Source organism: Bifidobacterium favimelis, from assembly GCF_037963085.1.
GTDB lineage: Bacteria > Actinomycetota > Actinomycetes > Actinomycetales > Bifidobacteriaceae > Bombiscardovia > Bombiscardovia favimelis.
Window position 1 is genome coordinate 1 of record NZ_JBANDZ010000003.1, and the last position, 22,024, is coordinate 22,024.

A 22,024-nucleotide genomic window follows, 5' to 3' on the forward strand; every position below is an offset into this window, starting at 1 on the left:
CAAGCAGTGCATGGTGGACCTGGGCCATGTGCATACGCGATTGGCCAAATTCCCCAACGGGGTCTACTACCCCAAGGCTTTGGGGCCGGAAGATATGGGGAACGAAGCGAAGATAACGGCCGATGATGGTGCCTGCCAGGAGAAGTATGTGATGGATGTCAGGGATGTGTATGGCGTTCAGGTCGGCAATCCCGGGCTCTGGGCGAATCAGGATGACGCGATCGCAGATTGTCTGAAGCGTGCGGGCAAGGTGCCCAAGGATTACACGGCTGACAGGTTTCTGGATGATATGGCCGCCCTGCGCAAGGAACATGAGCGTAGACAGCATGGTGATACGAGCCATGACGACAAGATCGCGTTGAACCTGTCCGACGGGTTCACCCAGGGCTGCATGGTGGCCAACGCCCATCTGATGGTTGATGCGAGCGATCCCAACAACCTGCTCGCGAATTGAGAGATGGGCAGGATGATTCCCGGCGGTTTCGTTGACTTGTCATAGGTTTCAAGCCGATGCGTCCTATTCCTGCCGAACCGAGACGGTCGGATTCCGGTCGGTCTGGCAGATGCGCGGCAAAGATTGTGTATCGTTCAGCTACATAAGTATGAGGCAGCGGTTCATAGCAGTTCGCAGTAGTCCGGAAGAACATCGAAGCAATCCGACAGGAGAATTGCCGTTGCGGGGTTGAACGGCATATCCGGCAGGCGTATTCACTGAAAGCAGGGGGTGCCATATGAACACGAAGGAATCCGCCAAGGACGACCCCCCGCGCAGGCGGACGGGCATTACCAATACCTGGCTCATTCTGGCCCTCCTGGCGGCGGTGTCGCTCACGGCCGGTGCCTGTGCCGTCTTCCTGCCGGACAGCCCCCCCTCCCTCCTGGCCTCGGCCAAGGAGGTCACCAGCGCCCCGGCGGCCGTTCAGGACTACAGGGGGGAGCAGGACGTGACCCTCATCCCCGTCGTCTCGGCCAAGCGTGACCTACTGATCAACGTGTCCGGTACGGTCACCGCCTCCTATGGGGGCAACAAGATGGAGTCGGGCAAGGCGGCGGTCAGGGTCAACGACCGGAGCATCCTGGCCATCCACACGGACGCCCCCCTCTACCGCGACCTCCATGTGGGCGATCACGGCTTCGACGTGCAGGGATTGAACAAGGAGCTCAGCCGGCTGGGGTATGGTGCCCCGGCTGATTCCCCCGACTACGCACGCGGCACGGCCGCTGCCGTGAAGAAGTTCATGGAGTCGGCCGGCAATGCTTCGGACGGGAACCTATCCCTGGCCGACGTGATCTGGATCCCGGCCAAGGACGTGGTTGTCAGCGACTGGCAGGGTGTTGAGGGGGGCTCCCTGGGAGCAGGTTCCCCCATCGGGCATATCCCGGGTGCCATAACCAGCATGTCGATCAAGGCGGGCAAGCCCTCCGACCAGGACAGGGACCTGACGGTCTTCGGAGAGACCACCACCCTCAAGGCCGGCAGCGTTGTGGTGGACGATCCTGAATTCTGCCGGAAGGTGTCGGCCACCGAAGACTTCCGGAACATCCCCGAGCCCAACATGACCGACGGGTTCGATGCCTCCATCTCACTGCATGAGCCCGTCAAGGCCCTCCGGGTGCCCGCTGCGGCCGTCTTCGGAGTCAAGGGGAACAAGGGCTGCATAGCCGACAGCCAGGGCAGGACCGTCAAAGTGAAGGTGGTCGGTTCCCAGCTGGGGGTCAGCCTCGTGACCACCCCCGAGGGCGGGCCCCTGGACTCCGTCTCCCAGGTGGCCCTGGGCCAGAAGATAGCGAACAGGTCATGTTCGTGAAGGCGGAGGGACTCAAGCACCGTTTCCCAGGAACGGACACCCTCTTCCAGGGGTTGAGCTTCCAGGTGGATGCCGGCCAGACACTGGCCATCTGCGGCCCTTCAGGCTGTGGCAAATCCACCCTCCTGTCCATATTGGCCGGGTGGGAGAAGCCGGTGGAGGGCAGAGTGGAAAGGGTAGACGTCGACAGGGTGGGCTGGGTCTTCCAGAACCCCTACGGCGTGGCACAGCGCACCTCCCTGGACCACGTGGTCTTCCCCCTCCTGGCCAAGGGGGAAACCAGAGAAGAGGCCGAGCCTGAAGCCATGCGGGCCCTGGAACTCTTCGACCTGGCCCACGCGGCCTCACGCCCCTTCCGCGACCTGTCCGGTGGGGAGGCCCAGCGCCTCATGCTGGCCCGGGCGGTCTGCTCCCGCCCCGACATGCTCCTGGTGGACGAACCCACGGCCCAGCTGGACACCCGCACTGCCCACGGGGTAAATCACGTGTTGGGGAACCTTGCCGGCCAGGGAATGATCGTCATCGTGGCCACCCACGATCAAGACACCCGCCAGGCCTGCCAGAAGGTGGTGGACCTTTCGGACTATGCCCCGGCGGGTCTGCCGGCCGATGAGGAGGAGACCGAGCATGAGGTTTAAGTCGATCTGCTCGGAGGCCTGGCGGAACCTCTCCTCGGGCACCTCCCGGACCCTGCTCATGTTCCTTGCCGTCTTCATGATCGGCGGCCTCCTGGGGGGTTACGAGGCCCTGACCGTGGGCGGGCTTGAGGCCACGGCGGCCGCCAGGATCAACGCCCAGGCCGACACGAAGACCGTCCTTGGGGCACCGGTGGACGGTCGCCAGTGCGACCGTATCTCCTCCGTGGACAAGGGTCCCCAAGCCTCCGGGGCCATCCGCAAGGGCCCTCAGCTGACCCCCCTGTCCACGCCGGGAAAGGATCTGGCCTCTTTTGAAGTGACCCCCGGCATCCTTGACTTGATCCTGACCGGCCCGAAAAACCGAGCTGCCCCCTCCAATCCTTCCGGTGTCTGGGTCCCCACCGACCTGGCCAAGGACTTCGGCCTGAGCGCCGGCAGCAGGTTCGAAACCGACCACGGCACCATCCGCGTGGCAGGGATTTTCGATTGGCCCAACGACGGCCGCGACACCCGCTTCCAGTACGCCGTCATCACCCCGGTCTCCAGCGGTGACGGCGTCTTCAACGAGTGCTGGGCCAAGCAGTGGCCGGCCAGCCCCCAGGGGGACAGCCTCCTGTATTCGACCACCCTCGTCTCCTCGGGCAAGTCCCAGTCCGGCATCATGCCTCTCAACAAGGGTTATGACAGCCACTACGATGCCGTGGCCTCATACCGGGGGCGGCTGACCGTCTGGCTACCCCTGGTCGGGCTGGCGGTCGGCCTCCTCCTGGGGATCATCTCCGTGCACCGCCGCCGACTGGAGTATGCGGGTGCCCTTCACAGTGGCCAGGGTAAAGGGGCGCAACTCGTGGGCATGGGGCTGGAGACCGCCTGCTGGTCCGGTCTCGGCCTGATCTGCACAGGTGGGGTCCTTCTGGCTGTCACCCGGGTTGTGGCCCTGGCCGACCCCTGGCTGGTTCTCTGGACCGCAATGCGGACCCCTCTGGCCCTCTTCGCCGGCTGCCTTATCGGGGCCTTGGCCAGCGGGTGCCTGATCAGGGAGTCCCGCCTCTTCGCCCTCTTCAAGGACAGGTGAGGGCGGGCGCTTACTCGGTGCGCAGTGCCGTGGCAGGGTCCTGCTTGGCTGCCGTCCTGGACGGTATGAGGCCGCCGATCAGGGTCAGGACCACGCTGAGGATGACCAAGGCCACGGCTCCTCGGACCGGGAGGAAGGCGTTGACCTCGTCGGTTCCCATGAAGTGGTGCATCATGGCGTTGCCCGGTATGAGCAGGAGGAGGGTGACGGCGATTCCCAGGAGACCCGAGGTCAGCCCGATGATGCCGGTCTCGGCGTTGAATACCTGGGAGACGTTGTGCTTGGAAGCCCCCATGGCCCGCAGAATTCCTATCTCCTTGGTCCTTTCCAGCACGGAGATGTAGGTGATGATTCCGATCATGATCGAGGAGACCACCAGGGAGACGCCCACGAAGGCGATCAGAACGTAGGTGATGACGTTGATGATCGTGGTCACCGAGTTCATCATCAGGCCCACATAGTCGGTGTAGACGATCTTGTTATCCTTGGAGGCCTTGTCGTTGTAGTGGGTGATCGAGTCGCCGATGGAGTTCTTGTCCTCGAAACTGTCGGCATAGATCCGTATGGAGGTCGGGGCGTCCCGGTTCATCAGGCCGAAGTCCGACATGTTGTCGTCATAGGATCCCGTGGACACGTATTGGTTGTAAATGCCGACCAGGACCTCCTGGGAGGCCTGGGCCATGTACCGGTCGAAGCCTTCGGCCACCTGCTGCTCGGTCATATTGCCCAGCTGGGCCGCCTGATTGCCAGGGCCCTGCTGCCCCTGGGCCTGGTTGGCCGTCATGACTGTCCTGGCTATGTTGGCCTTCTGGCTCACCCCGAGGGAGTCCACGTAGGCCTTGGCGTCAGCTGCCTTGGCGGCATCGTCCGAAGGGGCGAAGGCCAGGCCGTTGAGCACATTGCGGTCGGGTTGGGCCTTCTGATCCTGGACCACCGGGCTGGACTGGGCATGGTCGATCAGATAGTCGGTCAACATGCGGGTGTATCCCAGGCCTGCGTCCAAGGGGGTCGTCTTGGCATCGTCAACCGGTTTGATGATGCCAACGATGCTGAGCTTGACCGCATTGGCGCTGAGCCGGTCGATCTGGTCCGCGTCGTTGCCCACGAAGCGGTAATGCCCGTTGTCCTGCTTGACATAGAGGTCGCTGGCCGGAATCATGCTCAGCTCCTGCTTCATGGCCTTGTCGTAGTCGATGGGATGGGTGTCTGTCTTCACCTCCTGGCCGCTGTTCAGCTGATTCATCATGTCCTTGTAATCCCCGGCCGGCAGGAGGCCCAGCTCGTATACCGTGGTCAGGGGGAGCTTGTTGTTGGGCGTGAGCACGAGGACCACCTGGTCCTTGGACTGGGGCCAGTGGCCCTTGACCATCTTGTAGTTGTCGGTGATCACCTTGCTGATAGGGGTCCGGTCCGTCCTGCCGGGCATGATTTCGGTGAAGGCCCTGGGAGCTTTGGTCTGGTCGCTCTTGCCGGTCAGACGTGATATCTGCATGGACTGCAGGGAGCTGATGTCGCCGCCCGAGCCCAGGCCGGCCATCTGGCTGGCCGCCGAAGCCTCATCCGTCTTCTCGATGTTCACCCCGTCCATGTTGACCAGGGTTCCCTTGGGGTCGTGGGTGAAGACGGAGAACTTGGAGGCGTAGGAGTATTGGATGCCGACCGAACCCACGTATTGGTGGATTTCGCTCTTGGGGTCATCGAGGTACTTCTTGAAGTCGGTCAGATTGTTCTTGGTGATGCTCCCGGTCAGGCTGGAGGCACCCTTGATGCTGGTGTCGTCGGGGTAGATGGCCTTGCGGTGGGTGGTGTCCCTCTTGCTGCCGGGGGAGTCCTGTGAGGCTCCGGCAATCTTGTTGAGGTCGAAGGACTGCTGGTCGATCGAAATGGGGTAGGAGGTCATGGTCTCCTGCTGGATCCTGTCGATGTAAGCGTTCACCCCGGTGGAGACCGACAGGATCAAGGCTATGCCGATGATGCCGATGGACCCGGCGAAGGAGGTGAGGATGGTCCTGGCCTTCTTGCTCCTGAGATTGTTGAAGCTCAGCGAAATGGATGTGAGGAGGGACATGGAGGCCCTGCCGAAGGTGCGGTGACGGACCCGCCTGAGCGGCACCTGATCGGTGGGGAGTGGGTCGGAGTCGCTCAGGATGACCCCGTCATGCAGTTCCACGATGCGGGTGGCGTACCGGTGGGCCAGGTCGGGGTTGTGGGTGACCATGACCACCAGGCGGTCCTTGGCCACTTCCTTGAGGAGGTCCATGATCTGGATGGAGGTCTCCGAATCCAGGGCTCCCGTCGGCTCGTCGGCCAGGAGGATCTTGGGATTGTTGACCAGTGCGCGGGCTATGGCCACCCGCTGCATCTGCCCGCCTGAAAGCTGGTTGGGCTTCTTGTCCACGTGCTGGCCGAGGCCGACCTCCTCCAGTGCCGCACGGGCCCGCTCCCTCCGCTGGGCCCGGGGCACCCCGGAGATGGTCAGGGCCAGCTCCACGTTCGACAGGATGCTCTGGTGGGGGATCAGATTGTAGCTCTGGAAGACGAAGCCCACCGAATGGTTCCGGTAGGAGTCCCAGTCCCGGTCCTTGTAACGCTTGGTGGAGGTCCCGTTGATGATCAGGTCCCCCCTGTCGTAATGGTCCAGGCCCCCGATGATGTTGAGCAGGGTGGTCTTCCCTGATCCGGAGGGGCCCAGTATGGCGACGAATTCGTTGTCACGCAGGTTGACGCTGACGTCGTCCAGGGCCTTCTGGACGAAATCACCCGTCTTGTACTGTTTGGAAATATGTTCTATCTGCAGCACCTTGTGCTCCCCGCTTCGGTTTGTTCCTGCCGTGCCAGCTTACGCCCGGAAGGATGGGTTTTCTGAGCGCTAAGCAATCATGTGGACTCCCGCTGACGGGCCGGGCCGCCGCAAGGAGGGGCAGTCCGGTCGCATGTCCGCTCATTCGACGGATTTGAGGGCTTCGAGCATGTCGATGTTGCGCAGTTTTCGGTTGACGTACCAGCCCAGGACGGCCGTGATGACCACGATCATGACCAGGGGCACCATGAAGGCCACCCAGGAGACGGACGGGTCGAACATGACATTGTCGGGCGGCACTGTGGTGATGATGTAGTGGTGCAGCCAGGCACCGAAACCGTATCCGACCAGGACCCCGATAGCCGAGAGGAGTATGGTCTCCCGGTATATGTACATGGTCACCTCCCGGTCGTAGAAGCCCAGGACCTTGATGGTGCTCAGTTCACGGATCCTCTCCTCCACGTTCAGGTTGGTCAGATTGTAGAGTATGACCACGGTCAGTAGGGTGGCCACGATGATGAGGACCTGCATGATCATGTTCAGCGAACTGACCACCGTGTCTATCTGGCTCATCAGTGTCGTGTTCTGTACCACCCCTTTGACCCCGTCCAGGCGCATGAAGGATGCCGCCTGCCGTTTGGTGTTGGCCGTGGAGGAGTCCTTGAGGGAGACCAGGCTGGCATTGGCCTTCAACGGCTGGTTGAATATCCTGCGGTAGGCGGCTGGGCTCATGAAGACGAAGTGGCCCAGATACATCTCGCAGACCCCGTCCACAGGCATCGCATGGTCGTGGCCGCCCGAGTCCTGGAGGGTGACCGTATCGCCGGGGCCCACCCCCAACAGGCCGGCCAGCCTTTCCGAGATGATCACGCCGTCCTTCTTGAGGGCCAGGGGTCTGTGCCCTGATCTGGTGTCCAGCCGTATGAAGTCCTTGAAGGAATCGGTGTCTTCGGGGGCGATCATGGTGATCGACTGCTTGTCGTCATTGTGTCCCGCCACCCGGCTCAATTCCTCGTAGCGCACGCCTGCCGTCCGCCTGACATCGTCGGCGGCCAGGCGGGAGTCGATGGCCTTCCTCTGGGCCTGCGAGACATGGCTGTTCTCGGCCGCGATCAGGTCATAGCGGATCACCTTGCCGAACTGATGTTCGTTGATGGCCGAAATGGACCCTTGCACGCCGAAGCCGGTCATGAGGAGGGCCACAGACCCGCAGACCCCGAAGATGGTCATGAACATGCGCTGTTTGTAACGGAAGATGTTGCGGGCGGTCACCTTGTGCGTGAAGCTCATGTGGTTCCAGACCAAGGGAATCCGCTCCAGGAGGATCTTGGAACCCGCCTTCGGGGGTTTCGGCAGGAGGAGGGCCGAAGGCTTCTCGCGCAGCTCCCGGTAGGCGCTCAGCCAGGCGGGGACGACGGCGCTGATGAAGGCCAGGACGCAGGCCAGGAGGGTGACCTGCCAATGGAAGCGGTAACTGATGGAGGGCAGGTCGAAGGCGTTGGCATAGGCCCGGTAGACGATCCAGGGCATGAGGAGGTGGCCGGCGACGATGCCGAGGAGGGCGCCGATGGCGGCCGATATGCCGCCGTAGACCAGGAACTTGGCCATCACGTCGCCGTCACTGTAGCCCAGGGCCTTCAGGGTGCCGGAATTGATGCGTTCCTCGTCCACGAAGCGGGTCATGGTGGTGAAGGTGACCAGGGCGGCCACGAAGTAGAGGAAGTAGGGGAAGATCTTGGCCAGGGAATCGACGATGAAGGAGACTGAGGCGTAGACCTTGTATCCCTCCGACCCCGGGGCCTCACGCCGGGAGTCCAGGGCATAGACGGGCTCCTCCAGTTGGTTGAGCCTGGCCGTCGCCTGGTCCAGCTTCTTGACGGCATCCTGGATGTCCCTGCGGGCACCAGGTTCCTTCTTGTTGAATTCGTCCAGCTTCGACCGGTATTCGGCCTGACTCCTGTCCAGGTCGGCCTGGGCCCGGTCTATCTGTCCCTGGGCTTGTCTGCGGCTGGAAGCCAGGTCGCGTTCGGCCCGGGCCACCTGGTCTCGTCCCTGCTGGAGCCGGGTCCGGGCCTGGTCCAACTGCCCCTTGGCCTTGCCCAAACGGTTCTCGCCGTCCTTCACCTGCCCCTCGGCTGTGGCCAGCTCCTTCCGTTTGCCGTCCAGTTGGGTCTGCTTGTCCTCCAGCTGGGCCATGGCCGGTTTGTACTGTCTGTCCACGAAGTCGTCGCGCCCGGCCTGGGCCTTGGCCACCAGGTCATCCAACTGGCCTGCCTGGGCTTGAAGGGCCTTCAGCTGGCCCTGGGCCTGGCCGAGCTTGGCCTGCAATGCGGCCTTTTCCTCATCGCTCAACCCCGGCTGCCCAAGCTCTACCTGTATGGCCTGGATCTGCCGGTTCACAGCCTCGATGGCCTGGCCGATCTTGGCCCGGCCCTCCTTGGCCTGGTTCAGGATGTCATCTGCCTTCTTACGGCCTTCTTCCAGCTGCCGGCGGGCCTGGTCTATCTGTCCCTGGGCCTGGTCGGCATCCTTCTTCCCCTGTTCCACCTGTTTGCGGCCGTCTGACACCTCCTGAGCCGAGGCGTTGTATTCTTTCTCCTTGCCGGCCAAATCGCGCTCGCCCTGGTCCACCTGCCCACGGGCCTGGTCTATCTGCCGGCGGGCCCGATCGGTCTGGGTGCTCAGTTGGTTTTTGGCATCACCGATCTTGCGGGCCCCCTCATCCAGCTGGTCCTTGGCATGGTCCAGCTGCCTTCGGGAATCATCCAGTCGCTTGTTGGCCTGGTCGATCTTCCCCTGTGCCTCGTCCAGCTTGGGCCGCTGACCGGCCTTGATCGAGGCCAGCCTGGCTGCGGGGCGGCCGGCCAGTATCCGGTTCAGATCGGACTTGTGGACTTGCAGGGCCTTGGTGTAGCGGTCCGAGTAGTGGTCTTTGATGCCGTCCAGGTCTTTGAAGGAGAGGCGGGCGACCATGTACTCGTCCGAATCGAACGCCTCCGGTGCCACGGTGGCGTAGGCGTCCAGGGAACCGGACCCGGATGTGGACGGGCCCATGTTCACCTTGCTCAGGATCTCCGTGGAGGTGACAGTGCCCACCACCTTCAGGGAGTCCTTCCTCAGGACCTTCCGGCCCAGCTGGTCGGCCCGCTCGTCCACCTGGATCCTGCTGCCGATGGGGTGCCGTTCCGCCAGTCTGGAATCGATGGCCACCTGGTCCTCACCCTGGGGCATGTGGCCGGCCTCGAGTTTATAGGTCGACAAGCCACGGGGGGAGGAGTAGACGCGCAGGCTCTCATCGGTGCCCTTGAGGACCACGTCCTTCAGGTAGCCGTATTCGACCTGCGAGGTCCCCTTGGCCTGGTCGATGGCCGCCCGGTCATCCCCGTCCAGGCCGTAGCTGCTGATGACCACGAGGTCTGCCAGGTGGTGTCCGGCCAGGTAGCGGTTGCCTGCGTCGCGCATGTCGGGGCCTGCCACGTTCAGGCCCACCAGGGCGAAAGAGCCCAGTGCCACCAGGCAGACGATGGAGATGAACCTGCCCAGGGACTTGTTGAAGGAGACGCGTATGTCGTGCCAGAGCATGCGGTGGTTCATCACCACTCCACATCGTTGATGTCTTCGGGCTGGCTGTTGACCTCCACCCGTTGGACACGGGCGTCATGCATCCTGATCACCCGGTCGGCTATGGGGGCTATGGCCGCGTTGTGGGTGACGATGACCACCGTGGCGCCGTGCTGCCGGCTCTGGTCCTGGAGGATGTGAAGTACCTGTTTGCCGGTGTTGTAGTCCAGTGCGCCCGTGGGCTCGTCACACAGGAGGATCTTGGGGTTCTTGGCGACCGCCCTTGCTATCGCCACCCTCTGCTGCTCCCCTCCGGAGAGCTGGGCTGGGAAGTTATCCAGGCGCTTGGCAAGGCCGACGTCAATCAGGGTCTGGGTGGGGTCGGCCGCGTCATCGACTATCTCCGAGGCCAGTTCCACGTTCTCCCGGGCTGTCAGGTTTGAGACCAGATTGTAGAACTGGAAGACGAAACCCACGTCGAAACGGCGGTAGGTGGTCAGTTGCCTTGGCGTGTACTGGGCTATGTCCTGGCCGTCGATGATCACCTGGCCCTCGTCGCAGGTGTCCATGCCGCCCAGAATGTTGAGGACGGTGGACTTGCCGGCCCCGGAGGCCCCGAGGATGACCACCAGCTCACCCTGATTTATCGAGAAGCTGACATCGTTGTTGGCAACGATCGTGGTGTCGCCGGTCACGTACCGCTTGGTCTCGTGCCTCACTTCGATATAGCCCATGTGCCCTTCACCTCCATGGTCATCGACCCGCCTTGCCTGCACTGCCTGACGGTAGGAGGCCGCGGTTCTCGTCCCACCGGTCGGGGCGGCTGGGCTTCATTATACGTGTCCGGCCCCTTCGGGGAAGCGGTGAAACACTCCTGGCGGAAAGGCGGGCCGGGTTCAGCCCAACCCTGTCAGAAGCCTGTCGTCATGGAGCCATTCCGCTATCAATGCCGTGCAAAGGAGGATGGTCCGGGCTATCAGGTTGAACCAGATCAGAATGCCGATGACGGCGGCGAAGGGGGCCAGAAGGGGGTTGCTGGAGGCCCCGGCCAGCAGGCGGGTACCCAGGGACTGCATGGCGGTGACGGCCAGGGACCCGATCAGGGAGCCGGCCGTCAGGGCCCTCCCCTCCCGTACCCGGCCCACCAGCCCCAGGAGGACAAGGAAAAGAAGGAAGTTGAGTATCAGACCGGACCCCAGACCGACCAGGTCCAGTGTAAGGGAGGCCGCCCAGGATTCGGTTGACAGGCGGAGGGCCTGCAGGACGCGGCGGACCATGCCGCCTGACAGGGCGCCCGTGGCGCTGGAGGAGAGGAAGAGAACGGCGACCAGGATGACCGAGAGGGTGTCGCTGGCCTTGGCCTTCACCGGGTTCAGGTCGGCCGAACCTCCGTCGAAGAGGGACTGGACTGCCTGGCGCAGGGAGTCCAGCCAACCGGTCGTGGTCCACCAGAACATGACCAGGGTGACAAGGCCCGTCCAGGTGAGGGTGCCCGTTATCCGGCCCAGGGCCTTTTGGGAGAAAAAGTCCGGGGAGAGACCGGGGACCAGGCGGGTGACGGAGGCTATCACCCTCCCCTGCAGGCCGGTGTTGCCCGAGAGGACCAATCCCAGGATGCTCAGTATGGTCCATAGGGCGGCGAAGAAGGCGAAGAGGAGGCCGTATGCCAGGCCGTTGGCCAGGGTGGACCCCTGCCTGGAGGAGTAGCGGGCCAGGACGCGGCCTGGCAGGGACCCCTTCCAGAGCCGGCTTCCTGCGGTGAACCACCGGCGGACCTTTCCCCCCTGCCTTCCGGGGTTCATGGAGGGGTTATGTGATTCTTCCCCGTCCCCTCCTGCCGGTGACCCGGCGCTGGGGGCGTCTTTCAGGGAGGACCGGTGTTCCATGGCCGCCTCCTCCCCTTGCCTTGACAACATTCTACGGGCGGGACGGCTCACAGAGAGGCAATCAGGCTGTCCAGGCGCTCGCGGTCGGCGGCCACCCGCCCCCCACGGAGTGTGAGGAAGCGGTGGCAGGTCTGTTGAAGGAACTCCTCGTCATGCGATATGACCAGGACCATGGATCCACGTTCATGCATGGTCCTGATGGCCTGGCTCACCTGGTTCATGTGGTAGAGGTCCAGACCGCTGGTGGGCTCGTCCAGGATGACCAGCCGCCTGTCCGCCAGGATGGCGGCCCCTATTGCCACCCGCTGCTTCTGCCCGCCGGACAGTGTGCTGGGGTGGCGGTCCAACAGGTCGGAAAGGTCCAGGTCGGCGGCCACGCGGTCCAGGAGTTCGGGGTGGGCCGCCCCGAGCAGGAGCTCCTTGCGTACGCTCTCGCAGAAGAGCTGGTAGTTCACGTCCTGGAAGACCATGTAGGAGTTCTCGACCAGGTCCCTGCCCGACACCTGCCGGCCGTTGAGGGTGAATCGGCACCCCCCGTCCGCCTTGAGCAGACCGGTCAGAAGGTTGGCCAGGGTTGATTTGCCTGCCCCGTTCCTCCCGATGACCCCGGTGATCCGCCTGTCCGTGATGGTCAGGTCATCCACCTGGAGGGCGGGAACCTCCTGGTTCCGGCGGCCTTGCCTCCCATACCTGAAGGTGAGTCCCTCCACCCTAAGCCTGTTTCTTGGACTCTTCCCGGGCCTTTCAGGTTGGTCGGTCACCCCTTCGGGCGTCTGCCCGTCCTGCATGGCCGAGAGCGGGTCGGGGGAGTTCGGCGGGAAGGTGTCCGGAGACCGCAGGCCCAGGCGCACGCGCTCGGAAGCGTCCATGGCCAACATGCCCGCCCGGTCCAGCTGCCGGATCAGCCGGCCGTCCTCCATGATCAGAAAGTCGTCGGCCAGGTCCTTCAGGTAGTAGAGCCTGTGCTCTATGACCAGGATGGTCAACCCAAGGTCCTTGAGCCTTCCCAGGGCGGCGGTCAGGGCCTGCACGGCCTCCACGTCAAGGTTGCCGGAGGGCTCGTCCAGGACCAGGATCGCCGGGTCCGCCATGCAGGCGGAGGCTATGGCCACAAGCTGCTTTTCCCCTCCGGACAGGGAGAACATGTCCCTGTCCAGCAGGCGACCGATGCCGAAGAGGGAGGCCACCCGGTCCATCCTGGCCTGGATGGCCTGCCGAGGCACCCCTGTGTTCTCCAGGGGGAAGGCCAGCTCGCTGCGGACGTCGGTGGTGAAGAACTGGGTCTTGGGGTTCTGGAAGACCGACCCCACGGTTTTGGAGAGCCGGTATATCGGCTGTCCGGTGGTTTTGACCCCGGCCACCAGGCATTCCCCCTCCAGGGTGCCCTCGTAGAGCTCCGGTATCAGGCCGTTGATGATCCGTGACAAGGTTGTTTTCCCGCACCCGCTCCTGCCGGTCACGACGGTCAGCCGACCTTCACCCGCCGAGAATGAGACATGCTCAAGGCTGGGGGTGAGGGCATCCTCGTAGGTGAAGCTAAGCCTGGAACATCGCAACATAGACACCACATCCTAGGAGGGTCAGACCAAGCGCGCACATAAGCGCGTCCAGGCCGGTGAAGGTGACCCGCTCGATGGAGGTCTTGGGCCCAGGGTCGCTGATCCCCCGGGTCAGGGCGGCAGAGGTCAGGTCGGCGGCCACGTTGGTGGCGTTGTTGAGGAGGGGCACGTAAATGTATTCCATGGTCCGCAGCGGGTGACGGATCATGTCGCCGGTGGTGACGGCTATGCCCCTGAACTTCATGGCCCGTCTGATCTGTGAGTAGTCATGCCTCACGGTCGGGAAGAAGCGGAAGAGGACGCTGATAGGAATCACCAGCCACTGGGGGGCGTGGACCTTGCGCAGGACGTAGACCAGTTCCGAGACCTTGGTGGTCCCCATCATGAATGCCGCCACCACCATCAGGGGGAGGATCCTGCCCACGCCGACGAAGAGGAAAAGGAGGTAGTGCCCGGGCAGGTTCTCGGGGAAGACCATGGCCAGGGAGGCTCCCAGGGCGAAGCAGAGGCAGACCGCCAGCCAGGCCAGACCCTTCCTGATCCTGCCCACGATGATCTGGAAGCTGCAGAAGTAGATGTTGATGGCCAGGACCAGAGGGGTCGGCAGGGTGACGAAAATCAGGGCATTGGCGAAGAGGACCAGCAGGAACCTGGTGTATATGGAAATAGGCCTCATCGTCCGGCCGGGATGCGGTTGAAATGCCTGTCGACGATCCGGCAGCCGATCCATGCGCCGGCCAGCGCGCCGGCCAGGGTGACCACGATGCAGACCAGGAAGGTGATTCCGGTGATGGGGGCGAAAACCCCATTGATGTACTCCTGGCTCTTGCCGCGGCGTACCAGGCTGGCCACATAGGCATCCTTCATGAACCAGAGCGGGAGGACGGGACCGGTGCAGCCGAAGGTGAGGATGACATAGCTCAGGTAGCGGGCCAGGTTGGGGCGGCTTCCGTTCAGGAGGGACTGGGTGAGGTCGGCCAGGAGGCCGCAGAGGGCGTAGGGGATGAAGGAGAGGGCGAAATGCCCGAAGACCAGCAGGAAGAGCCCCATGATGACACCCACGATGGTGATGGCCCCGAACCTGGGCACCCTGCGGATCATCAGCATGTAGACAGGCCCCGATACCAGGCCAACCAGGGCGGGTATGAAGAGGGATGACAGGCCGGGCACGATCAGCCCCGCCACGAAGACGGCGATGAAGTTCCCCACCGCCATGCTGACGAAGTAGAGGGCCGTGAAGATGCCGACGTTGATAAGGTCTTTTGCCTTCAGTGTTTTCATGTGAAAGTCGCTCCGGTCCGGGTGGTGGTCACTCAGCTCACGGGTCGGGTGCTCCCCGGTGATGTCATATCCACCGATGTCAGGTTGTCTGGTCAAGTTTAGAGAAGCCGGGCCGGAAAGTAAATCTTTTTTTGCGAACCAAGGGTTGCGGGATGTGCGCAAGTATTCGGAACCGTGGTGGATTTCCACGATTGTTGCCAGGGCTTCACATCAGGCTATTGCCTGTCCGGGAGGGATTTTGTTAGGGTGCCCACTGAGGGGGAGTTGACCAGGAAGGCGGTTTCGAAGGACAAGCATGATCAGCAAGCGACTACTTCATCTTCCGGGGGCCCAGATCGGTGCCAGTCTGGCCTTGGCCCTCCTGCAGACTCTAGGGGCGCTGGCGGAGGTTCTCCTCCTGCCGGTGATTATCACGGCCCTGGGCCGGTCCCTTGGCCTGCAGATTCCTGAAGCCCTCGCCTGGGTCCCCGCCCATTCCGGAGCCCTGCTGGGCTGGATGATTGGCCTGGTCCTGGTCCGCTGCCTGAGCCAGGTGATTGCGCAGGCCGTCTCCGCCAGGGTGGCCGATCGGATGGGTCATGCCCTCTCGCAGGCCCTCTACCTGTCCATGTTCGATGAGGCCGGGCAGGAGGGCGATTCGGACCTCCCCGCCCAGACCCTGGCCAGACTCTCGACCGAGGGGGTCAAGTCCGTCGTCTCCTATTTCACCTCCTACGTGCCGGCCTTGATTCAGACCGGACTGATGCTGGTCGTGGCCCTGGCCGTCCTCCTGCCCGTCAGCCCTCTGGCGGCGGGAATCGTCTTCCTTGGCATGCTGCTCCTGCCGATAGCCTCCAAGCCTGCAATGGGCAAGAACGTCAAGGTGCAACTGGGGCAGCTGCGCAAGTACGACCAGGTCGGGGTCCATTTCGAACATGCCCTGCGTGGTCTGAACACCCTGAAGATCTTCGGGGGAGACCAGAGGCAGGCCGATGACCTGTCCAAGGAGTCCGAAGGATTCCGTCGGATAACGATGGGGGTCCTGGCCGGGCAGCTGCGCTCGCTGATCAAGGCCGACGGGGTCATCTATGTCAGTGTCATCCTGTCGGTCCTGGCCACTGTTCTGGCCGGGCGGAACACCGCCTCCTGGCTTTTGGCCTCCCTGATCGTCGCCATGGTCGGGGTCAGGTTATTCGTCCCCGAACGGCAGCTGGTCTACATGATGCATTCCGGCATGGTGTCCATCAAGCAGGGCAAGGCCATTGACGACATCCTCCAGGCCCGGGAGGAAGCCTCCGGCAGTGAAACAGCCAATGCTGAATCCCTCGCCGGAGCAGAACCATCCGGTTCGGGCCCGGTCACTCTTGGATCGACAGGTCCGGCTTCGACGGGTGAGATATCGGTTGGTCGTGAACCAGGTGACTGCACAAACGGCGGTGCGGAGTCGGCAATTCGCGAAGCGAAATCACCCACCACTTCCGGAACCCATGGTGATTCCCATGGTCCCCGGGATTCCCGCGATGGAGGTGATGACCTGTCAGGCATTCACGCCCGCAACCTTACCTACACCTATCCCGACGGGTTCCGGGCCCTGACCGATCTGACCTTCGACCTGCCATCCAGGGGGCATGTGGGCCTGGTCGGCGCATCGGGCTCCGGGAAGAGCACCTTGGCATCGCTGCTTTCCGGCCGTCTACGAGGATATGCCGGTGATTTGTGCATCGGAGGGCACCAGGTCTGGGACCTCTCCCGCCAGGAACTGGTCGCCATGGAGACCATGGTCCGGGGGACCGACCGTCTCTTCGCCGGGACCATCAGGTCCAACCTGGATCCGGCGGGGTTGGGCTACTCGGACGAAGAGCTTCTGGCCGCACTCGAACAGGTCGACCTGACCGGGCTGGTTGGTCGGAAGGGTGGGTTGGACGGGCCCATCGACCCGGAAGGGGGCAACCTGTCGGGCGGCCAACGCCAGCGTCTGTCCATAGCCAGGGGGCTCCTGCGGCATTCATCCCTGTATGTTTTCGACGAGGCTACCAGCGCCGTGGACCGGGACCATGATGCCAACCTGGCCGCCCTGATGGACGGTCTGGAGCAGGAAAGTCTGGTCCTGACCGTCACCCACCGCCTGGCCGGGGTCCGCCGGGCCGATTCCATCCTCTTCCTCGAGGAAGGCCGCCTGGCGGAAAGAGGGGATTTCCAGGAATTGATGGATGCCGGGGGCAGGTTTGCCGCCCAGTGGAAGGAGCAGGCAAGGTACGAGGACCCAGAGGAGGGCGCGCGATGAGCACGGGCGGTAAGGACACGAGTTACGGCAGGACCCCGAAGGGCAATCCGGGGATGATGCGCCGCATGGCCGGACTGATGAAACCCCTGGCCGCCACTGAGGTCAAGGCCATCATCTGCGGCAGTCTGGGCCATCTCTTCTCGGTCTGGAGCATGATGGCCGCCGCCTCTGCCCTGATCGGATTGGCCACCGGGTGGTCGCCCCTGAAGGAGCAATGGGGACTCTGGGCCCTGGTGGCTGTCCTGACCGCCCTCAGCCGGGGGGTCATGGCCTACGGAGAGCAGTACTACAACCATGAGATGGCCTTCAGCATGCTGAGGGACATCCGCACGACCGTCTTCGACAAGATGCGCTCCCTGGCCCCGGCCGGTCTGAGGGACAAGGCGCGGGGGGACATGGTGACCCTGGTGACCAATGACATCGAGCTGCTGGAGATTTTCTACGCCCATACCCTTTCGCCCATCGCCATAGCCCTGGTGACCTCCCTGGCCAACCTGGCCCTGCTTACCTGGCTCTCTCCTTGGATGGGTCTGACTGCGCTGGTCTCCTACCTGGTCGTCGGACTGCTCATCCCCATCCTGAGTGCCGCACCCACCTTCAAGGTGGCCATGAAAGAGCGGAAGGCACAGGCCGATTTGCATTCACTCCTGCTGGAAACCCTTCAGGGTCGCACCGAGTTGGCCGGTCTGGGGGCACTGGGGAACACCCGCCGCCGGCTGGGCGCGGCCACCGATGAGATGCTGGATGCCCGTGGGCGAACTGCGGGGAGGACCGTGGCCAATGACCTGGTCACCCATACCGTCACCCTGCTCTGCGCCGTGGCCTTCACTCTGCTGGTCTGCCGGCTGGCTTCGGAGGGGCTGGTCGACCCGGCTAGGGGAATGATCGGCCTGGTAGGTTTCATCTCCTCATTTACCCCGTTGATTCCGGTGGCCCGCCTGGGTGCCGGTCTGCAGCCCACCCTTGCCGCCGCCCGACGGGTCTTCTCCCTCCTCGACAGGGAGCCGCCGGTCCGTGAGGTCGGATCCGGCCAGGGGAACAACCTGAACGATTTCACCGGTGAGGTGGCCGACCAGGTCTCCTTCTCCTACCCGAACAAGGGCGATGGCCATACCCCGATTCTGGATGGGTTGGATCTGGAGATCAGACCGGGAGAGCTGATAGGGATCCAGGGGGCCAACGGGGCGGGCAAGTCCACCCTGATTGATCTGCTGATGCGGTTCCAGGAACGCACCGCCGGGAATCTGACCGTCTCAGGCCTGCCTATCGAGACGGTCCGCACTGCCGATCTGCGTTCCCGCCAGACGTTGGTCAGCCAGGACACCTATATATTCAGCCTCACTCTGGCGGATAACATCGCCCTGGCCCGGCCCGATGCCAGCCGCGAGGATATAGAGCAGGCCGCTCACGACGCCTGCCTGGATGATCTGATCGATCAGCTGCCCGACGGGTTGGACCACATGCTGGCCGACAACGGTTCGGACCTGTCCGAAGGGCAACGGCAACGGGTGGCCCTGGCCCGGGCTTTCCTTAGCAAGGCCCCCCTGATGCTTCTGGACGAGCCTACCAGCAACATGGATGCCCTCCTGGAGGGGAGGGTCCTGGCTGCTCTGGTAGAACGCAAGGGCGACCGAACCTGTCTTATCGTCTCCCACCGGCCATCCGTTCTGTCCAAGGTGGATCGCCTGCTGACCTTGCAGGACGGCAGGCTCCTTCCTGCCTGATTCCGGTATACGGGAAGGCGAATACGGTCCGGCCCGGGTTCCTGTGACTCTATGGTCACTGTCAGGGACCCGGGCCTGGGCCGTCCGATGCGGAGATCAATGGTCTCAAGCGTCCCTGACTGCTGTGCAACCTTGTGCCAGGACGCCCTACGGGGTGAGGGCCAGAGGAAGACGGATTAGAGGAACTGGCGCATGGTCTCGCGCAGCGGCGGCATCTTGGGGGTCTGGAACTTCCCCTTGGAGTAGTCAAAGCCGAACCGCATGTAGCCCTGGGCCTCGTCCCAGACGATCTTGCCGGGCAGCGGGGCCTCGTCGTAGGCGGCCACGTTGATCAGCACCGGCCGGTCGGCTGAGCACTATCACAGATAAGCAGACGCTGATGATATAAGTCAGACATACGAGTCAGTATCAGATAAATCCTGAAAGAGTGGTCAGAGTGGCTCATCTCGCTATCGACCAGCATAAGGATACCTATAGCGGAATTCACCACTGGTCCCACTATTCAACCGCGGTGAATTCCTGACCAATCGCTTTCACTCTTTGCCGTGGATGGATAAACGGATTCCGGCCCGGGCCATGGCCTTGCGGGCCTCGATACCTCGGTTCGCGCTGACCGGGACGGTCAGATTCTCAAAGACCATGACCTTGTAGCCCTGTTTCACAGCGTCGAGGGCAGTTTCTTTGACGTGATGTGATTCGGCGATACCTACTACGTCCACTTGGTCGACCTTGGCAAGCTCCAGAGCTTCTGCCAGGGTGAGACCGGTCGATTTGGCCCTGGAGAACTCTTGCCTGCTCTGGATATGATCGGTGTTGTCCTCGATGCCATCGAATCCAGAATATGCGGCCGAGTATTGTCCTTTTTGAAATGATGGGAGATTCCCAGTTCCCGAATTTTGGGGTACAATTCAACCCCGGATGAGCCGGCTATATCATGTTTGGGCCAGTTATCTACGAAATCCGGATGGTCGGACCAATGGGTTCCGGGTTCGATGTGCGAGTCTTGTGTGGTAGCCATATAGGCATAGTCACCGGCATGCTTGTGGACGTAGTCGGCAATCCTGTCGGCGACCTCGTTGCCGCCCTTGACCGCCAGTTCGCCTCCTTCGCAAAAGGTTGGCCGGACATCTACGATTATCAGAGCCTTGGGCAAGGTGATCACTTTCTCTGCTGGAACTGACGGCATGAATCAAGTATGTCCGACTTTTTACCCTGCTGGTCATTCCTTTACTATGGCAGTCTAATCGCCATGCTTCGGCCAGTCATGTCGGTCTCCAAGCAATAAGGGCGAGTGCGGGAAAGAATGCCGTTGGCGTACAAGGTGGCATAGTGGGCGCTGGATCATCGAGAATGTCCGTCGTAGGCCAGATTCAATGGCACGGTCTTATGCGGGCTGCTGAGGTAGTTGGCATTATTTTTGAGACCGCCTTCTTCTTCCAGACAAAGTAGAGGTTCCGCGTTCCGGACTCGAAGATTCAAGACTAGCCGTCATAAGGGTCGTCATTGCCTGTCTCGAATCCTGCTGGACGGTCTCCCCCGGCGATCATGAGTCTCCCTGTCGTTTTAGCAGGGTGGTCGTGTTCATGGCAGAGCAGTTAGCGATATTCAGTCCGATAATCCTGGCTAAGCGAACCTTGACATCGACCAGGTTCCACGGCGGCCGCAGTGCGAGGTAGTTATGGACCAGACCGTATTGTCAGGGGTTGGCCTCGCTCATCTTGCGGAAGGTGCGCGAGAGGAGAACCCCGGTGCGGGACTAGGTGACCACGTCATTCATCCACTTGCGCCAGGTCTGCATGTTCTTCTGCTAGACGGTCAGGAAAAGGGACGATCGGACACTGTCTGGTCGCGCTTGTTCAGCAGGTCAGGGCCGACTTGGCATCGGACACGATGCCCAGGTCGATGGTATGGCGGTGACCGAGCCCTGTGGCCTCCAGGTCTATCTGGATGGCTGGGATCTTGTGGTTGGCATAAAGGGCGCAAGGGTAATCGGTGCCCACCAGGATCAGGAGGTCGGCGTTGAACGTTGTCTCGTATGTCGGCTTGAGCCCAGCTTGCCCGCATGGCCCAGGATGTTGGGGCGGCTGTCGTCGATGATTCCTTTAACCGTTATGGTCTGGATGAAAGGGATGGCGTACTTCTCCGCGAACTCCTTGGCTTCGGCCTGGTCATCTGCGATGCCGATTCCGAAGAAGGCGACGGGCTTCTTGGCTTCGACGATTAGGCCAGGGTCTTGTCGATGTCGGCCTCGTTGGTCTGAGGCTGGCTGGGCTGGTACTGGTCGGCCGTGGACTTGAAGGTGTCCTCGATCTTATGGTCGGATATGTCGTTAGGGATGGTCAGGACGGCTACACCCTGGTGGAAGTCAGCCTTGCGGATGGCCTCGTCCATGATAGTGACAAGGTTTCGGGGCTGGTGACCAGCTTGTTGTAGGCCGCAACGGCATCGAAGAGCTCGGTGGTATCGACCGTCTGAAAGGATCTGGCACTGAGCAGATGCGATTGGATCTGGCCCAGGATGGCCTCCACGTGCACATCGCTCATCTTGGTATCGTGAGCATATGGATGGCCCTAGCGCCGCCAATAGACAGGTAGATGCACACCTTCCCGGTCGGCTTGACATGGGCCGCTGCGGTTAGGGCCGCCACTTCCTCGTGCCTGACCTGGGTGAACTTGACCTTGTCGCGCTCGCGGTAGAGCGCCTCGACCATGGTATCGACTGAGTTCCCTGTCAGCCCAAAGATGTTGTCAATTCTCGGGTCTCCATGACCTTGGCTCTCTTGTCGGCGGCATTGATTTTCGACATCTATCTTCACGCTTCATGTTCGATTTTGTGTAGTTACATGTTCATGATATTGCCGAAGTTCCCAGCGACCCGTTAACATTTGTGTGATTAAGAGCATACTGCCCTATGACGTGCCTCACAAAACCTAACTTGGGTGAGGGCTGCTTTGTCATTTTTAGATTTGGCCAATTTCCGGTATTACGAATACTGCTGATTTGAGGCATGTTGCATGATTATTGACATCGAGAAAATCTATAACCTTAATGTGCCAGGGCCTTACGCTTCTTCCGTATCGAGCAACAACCGGGCAGCGGCCATCAGATGTTTGGTACCTCTCAAGAGAGCGTCGGCATAATCCTGGAACCTGACACCTGCTTCTAACTTTCCCGGTCGGCGGGGACAGTCTTTGCCTAGATCCTGGAAGCACTCGTCTTGGCACTTCTCTTCCGCATCCAGCCAGGCCTGGGTCATCGCCTTGTCTTCAGGCGGGCCCCCTTGCACATACGCTTGGACGGATCAGATGGATCGACGTATCCGGCTTTCAGGACACCGCTTCGCCGTGGGCGTTCTCTTGAACGTTATCGTGTTGAACTCTGAACGTATGGCTTTCCCCGGGCAGGAAGCTCGAACCTCTTAGCCAGGGCG

At 62.1% G+C, this 22,024-nt stretch carries 18 protein-coding genes and 2 pseudogenes; 7 read left to right on the top strand and 13 right to left on the bottom strand.

Annotation, left to right across the window (positions count from 1 at the left end):
* The 4 genes from V6584_RS07335 to V6584_RS07350 all read left to right on the top strand — a co-directional run.
* A partial coding sequence (locus tag V6584_RS07335; protein WP_340486349.1) for a hypothetical protein occupies positions 1-454 on the top strand: 454 nt, incomplete at its 5' end.
* A gap of 277 nt (positions 455-731) precedes the next feature.
* Positions 732-1,808, top strand: a complete 1,077-nt coding sequence (locus V6584_RS07340) for a peptidoglycan-binding domain-containing protein (RefSeq protein ID WP_340470114.1) — start codon at positions 732-734, stop codon at positions 1,806-1,808.
* Positions 1,799-2,446 carry an ABC transporter ATP-binding protein gene (locus V6584_RS07345; RefSeq protein ID WP_340470113.1) on the top strand — a complete coding sequence of 216 codons (648 nt, stop codon included), beginning with the start codon at positions 1,799-1,801 and terminating at the stop codon, positions 2,444-2,446. The genes V6584_RS07340 and V6584_RS07345 overlap by 10 nt, the downstream gene beginning before the upstream one ends.
* Positions 2,436-3,521: a hypothetical protein gene (locus V6584_RS07350; RefSeq protein ID WP_340470112.1), complete on the top strand. Its 1,086-nt coding sequence runs from the start codon at positions 2,436-2,438 to the stop codon at positions 3,519-3,521. The genes V6584_RS07345 and V6584_RS07350 overlap by 11 nt, the downstream gene beginning before the upstream one ends.
* A gap of 10 nt (positions 3,522-3,531) precedes the next feature.
* Here V6584_RS07350 and V6584_RS07355 read toward each other — a convergent pair whose 3' ends face one another.
* The 7 genes from V6584_RS07355 to V6584_RS07385 all read right to left on the bottom strand — a co-directional run bounded on the left by V6584_RS07355 (position 3,532) and on the right by V6584_RS07385 (position 14,608).
* Positions 3,532-6,321 (bottom strand): ABC transporter ATP-binding protein/permease, encoded by a 2,790-nt coding sequence (locus V6584_RS07355; protein WP_340470111.1) that lies wholly within the window; start codon positions 6,319-6,321, stop codon positions 3,532-3,534.
* 141 nt (positions 6,322-6,462) lie between these two features.
* A complete protein-coding gene (locus tag V6584_RS07360; RefSeq protein ID WP_340470110.1) occupies positions 6,463-9,915 on the bottom strand; it encodes an FtsX-like permease family protein in 3,453 nt (1,150 codons plus the stop codon).
* Positions 9,915-10,616: an ABC transporter ATP-binding protein gene (locus V6584_RS07365; RefSeq protein ID WP_340470108.1), complete on the bottom strand. Its 702-nt coding sequence runs from the start codon at positions 10,614-10,616 to the stop codon at positions 9,915-9,917. The genes V6584_RS07360 and V6584_RS07365 overlap by 1 nt, the downstream gene beginning before the upstream one ends.
* A gap of 162 nt (positions 10,617-10,778) precedes the next feature.
* Positions 10,779-11,768 (bottom strand): YihY/virulence factor BrkB family protein, encoded by a 990-nt coding sequence (locus V6584_RS07370; protein WP_340470107.1) that lies wholly within the window; start codon positions 11,766-11,768, stop codon positions 10,779-10,781.
* 47 nt (positions 11,769-11,815) lie between these two features.
* On the bottom strand, positions 11,816-13,327 hold the full coding sequence (locus tag V6584_RS07375) for an ABC transporter ATP-binding protein (protein WP_340470106.1): 1,512 nt from the start codon (positions 13,325-13,327) through the stop codon (positions 11,816-11,818).
* Positions 13,305-14,003, bottom strand: coding sequence for an energy-coupling factor transporter transmembrane component T (locus tag V6584_RS07380; RefSeq protein WP_340470105.1), 699 nt, complete (start codon positions 14,001-14,003; stop codon positions 13,305-13,307). Before V6584_RS07380 ends, V6584_RS07375 begins: the two co-directional genes overlap by 23 nt.
* Positions 14,000-14,608, bottom strand: coding sequence for an MptD family putative ECF transporter S component (locus V6584_RS07385; RefSeq protein ID WP_340470104.1), 609 nt, complete (start codon positions 14,606-14,608; stop codon positions 14,000-14,002). Before V6584_RS07385 ends, V6584_RS07380 begins: the two co-directional genes overlap by 4 nt.
* Positions 14,609-14,903: 295 nt before the next feature.
* Here V6584_RS07385 and V6584_RS07390 point away from each other — a divergent pair, with 295 nt between their 5' ends.
* Together V6584_RS07390 and V6584_RS07395 are read left to right on the top strand one after the other, a co-directional pair.
* Positions 14,904-16,871 (top strand): ATP-binding cassette domain-containing protein, encoded by a 1,968-nt coding sequence (locus V6584_RS07390; RefSeq protein WP_340470103.1) that lies wholly within the window; start codon positions 14,904-14,906, stop codon positions 16,869-16,871.
* Positions 16,868-18,595, top strand: a complete 1,728-nt coding sequence (locus V6584_RS07395; RefSeq protein WP_340470102.1) for an amino acid ABC transporter ATP-binding/permease protein — start codon at positions 16,868-16,870, stop codon at positions 18,593-18,595. Before V6584_RS07390 ends, V6584_RS07395 begins: the two co-directional genes overlap by 4 nt.
* 176 nt (positions 18,596-18,771) lie before the next feature.
* Here V6584_RS07395 and V6584_RS07400 read toward each other — a convergent pair whose 3' ends face one another.
* Together V6584_RS07400 and V6584_RS07405 are read right to left on the bottom strand one after the other, a co-directional pair.
* Positions 18,772-18,933 (bottom strand): hypothetical protein, encoded by a 162-nt coding sequence (locus V6584_RS07400; protein ID WP_340470101.1) that lies wholly within the window; start codon positions 18,931-18,933, stop codon positions 18,772-18,774.
* 195 nt (positions 18,934-19,128) lie between these two features.
* Positions 19,129-19,691: pseudogene (locus V6584_RS07405) on the bottom strand (isochorismatase family protein).
* Between V6584_RS07405 and V6584_RS07410 the strand changes: the two are divergent.
* Positions 19,632-19,775, top strand: coding sequence for a hypothetical protein (locus V6584_RS07410; protein WP_340486368.1), 144 nt, complete (start codon positions 19,632-19,634; stop codon positions 19,773-19,775). The pseudogene V6584_RS07405 and the gene V6584_RS07410 sit on opposite strands and share 60 nt — an antisense overlap.
* 676 nt (positions 19,776-20,451) lie before the next feature.
* Here the strand turns inward: V6584_RS07410 and V6584_RS07970 are convergent.
* The 4 genes and pseudogenes from V6584_RS07970 to V6584_RS07435 form a co-directional block, all read right to left on the bottom strand.
* A pseudogene (locus V6584_RS07970) lies at positions 20,452-20,816 on the bottom strand (hypothetical protein).
* A complete protein-coding gene (locus tag V6584_RS07425) occupies positions 20,816-20,986 on the bottom strand; it encodes a hypothetical protein (protein WP_340470100.1) in 171 nt (56 codons plus the stop codon). Before V6584_RS07425 ends, V6584_RS07970 begins: the two are co-directional and overlap by 1 nt.
* Positions 20,944-21,138 carry a hypothetical protein gene (locus tag V6584_RS07430; protein WP_340486353.1) on the bottom strand — a complete coding sequence of 65 codons (195 nt, stop codon included), beginning with the start codon at positions 21,136-21,138 and terminating at the stop codon, positions 20,944-20,946. The genes V6584_RS07425 and V6584_RS07430 overlap by 43 nt, the downstream gene beginning before the upstream one ends.
* Positions 21,135-21,410, bottom strand: a complete 276-nt coding sequence (locus V6584_RS07435) for a thiamine pyrophosphate-binding protein (protein WP_340470098.1) — start codon at positions 21,408-21,410, stop codon at positions 21,135-21,137. The genes V6584_RS07430 and V6584_RS07435 overlap by 4 nt, the downstream gene beginning before the upstream one ends.
* Positions 21,411-22,024 lie beyond the last annotated feature (614 nt).

Coding starts and splice junctions, on each gene's coding strand:
- V6584_RS07340 (WP_340470114.1), top strand. CDS start 732: ATGAACACGAAGGAATCCGCCAAGGACGACCCCCCGCGCAGGCGGACG.
- V6584_RS07345 (WP_340470113.1), top strand. CDS start 1,799: ATGTTCGTGAAGGCGGAGGGACTCAAGCACCGTTTCCCAGGAACGGAC.
- V6584_RS07350 (WP_340470112.1), top strand. CDS start 2,436: ATGAGGTTTAAGTCGATCTGCTCGGAGGCCTGGCGGAACCTCTCCTCG.
- V6584_RS07360 (WP_340470110.1), bottom strand. CDS start 9,915: ATGAACCACCGCATGCTCTGGCACGACATACGCGTCTCCTTCAACAAG.
- V6584_RS07365 (WP_340470108.1), bottom strand. CDS start 10,616: ATGGGCTATATCGAAGTGAGGCACGAGACCAAGCGGTACGTGACCGGC.
- V6584_RS07370 (WP_340470107.1), bottom strand. CDS start 11,768: ATGGAACACCGGTCCTCCCTGAAAGACGCCCCCAGCGCCGGGTCACCG.
- V6584_RS07375 (WP_340470106.1), bottom strand. CDS start 13,327: ATGTTGCGATGTTCCAGGCTTAGCTTCACCTACGAGGATGCCCTCACC.
- V6584_RS07380 (WP_340470105.1), bottom strand. CDS start 14,003: ATGAGGCCTATTTCCATATACACCAGGTTCCTGCTGGTCCTCTTCGCC.
- V6584_RS07385 (WP_340470104.1), bottom strand. CDS start 14,608: ATGAAAACACTGAAGGCAAAAGACCTTATCAACGTCGGCATCTTCACG.
- V6584_RS07390 (WP_340470103.1), top strand. CDS start 14,904: ATGATCAGCAAGCGACTACTTCATCTTCCGGGGGCCCAGATCGGTGCC.
- V6584_RS07395 (WP_340470102.1), top strand. CDS start 16,868: ATGAGCACGGGCGGTAAGGACACGAGTTACGGCAGGACCCCGAAGGGC.
- V6584_RS07410 (WP_340486368.1), top strand. CDS start 19,632: ATGCTTGTGGACGTAGTCGGCAATCCTGTCGGCGACCTCGTTGCCGCC.
- V6584_RS07425 (WP_340470100.1), bottom strand. CDS start 20,986: ATGGACGAGGCCATCCGCAAGGCTGACTTCCACCAGGGTGTAGCCGTC.
- V6584_RS07430 (WP_340486353.1), bottom strand. CDS start 21,138: ATGAGCGATGTGCACGTGGAGGCCATCCTGGGCCAGATCCAATCGCAT.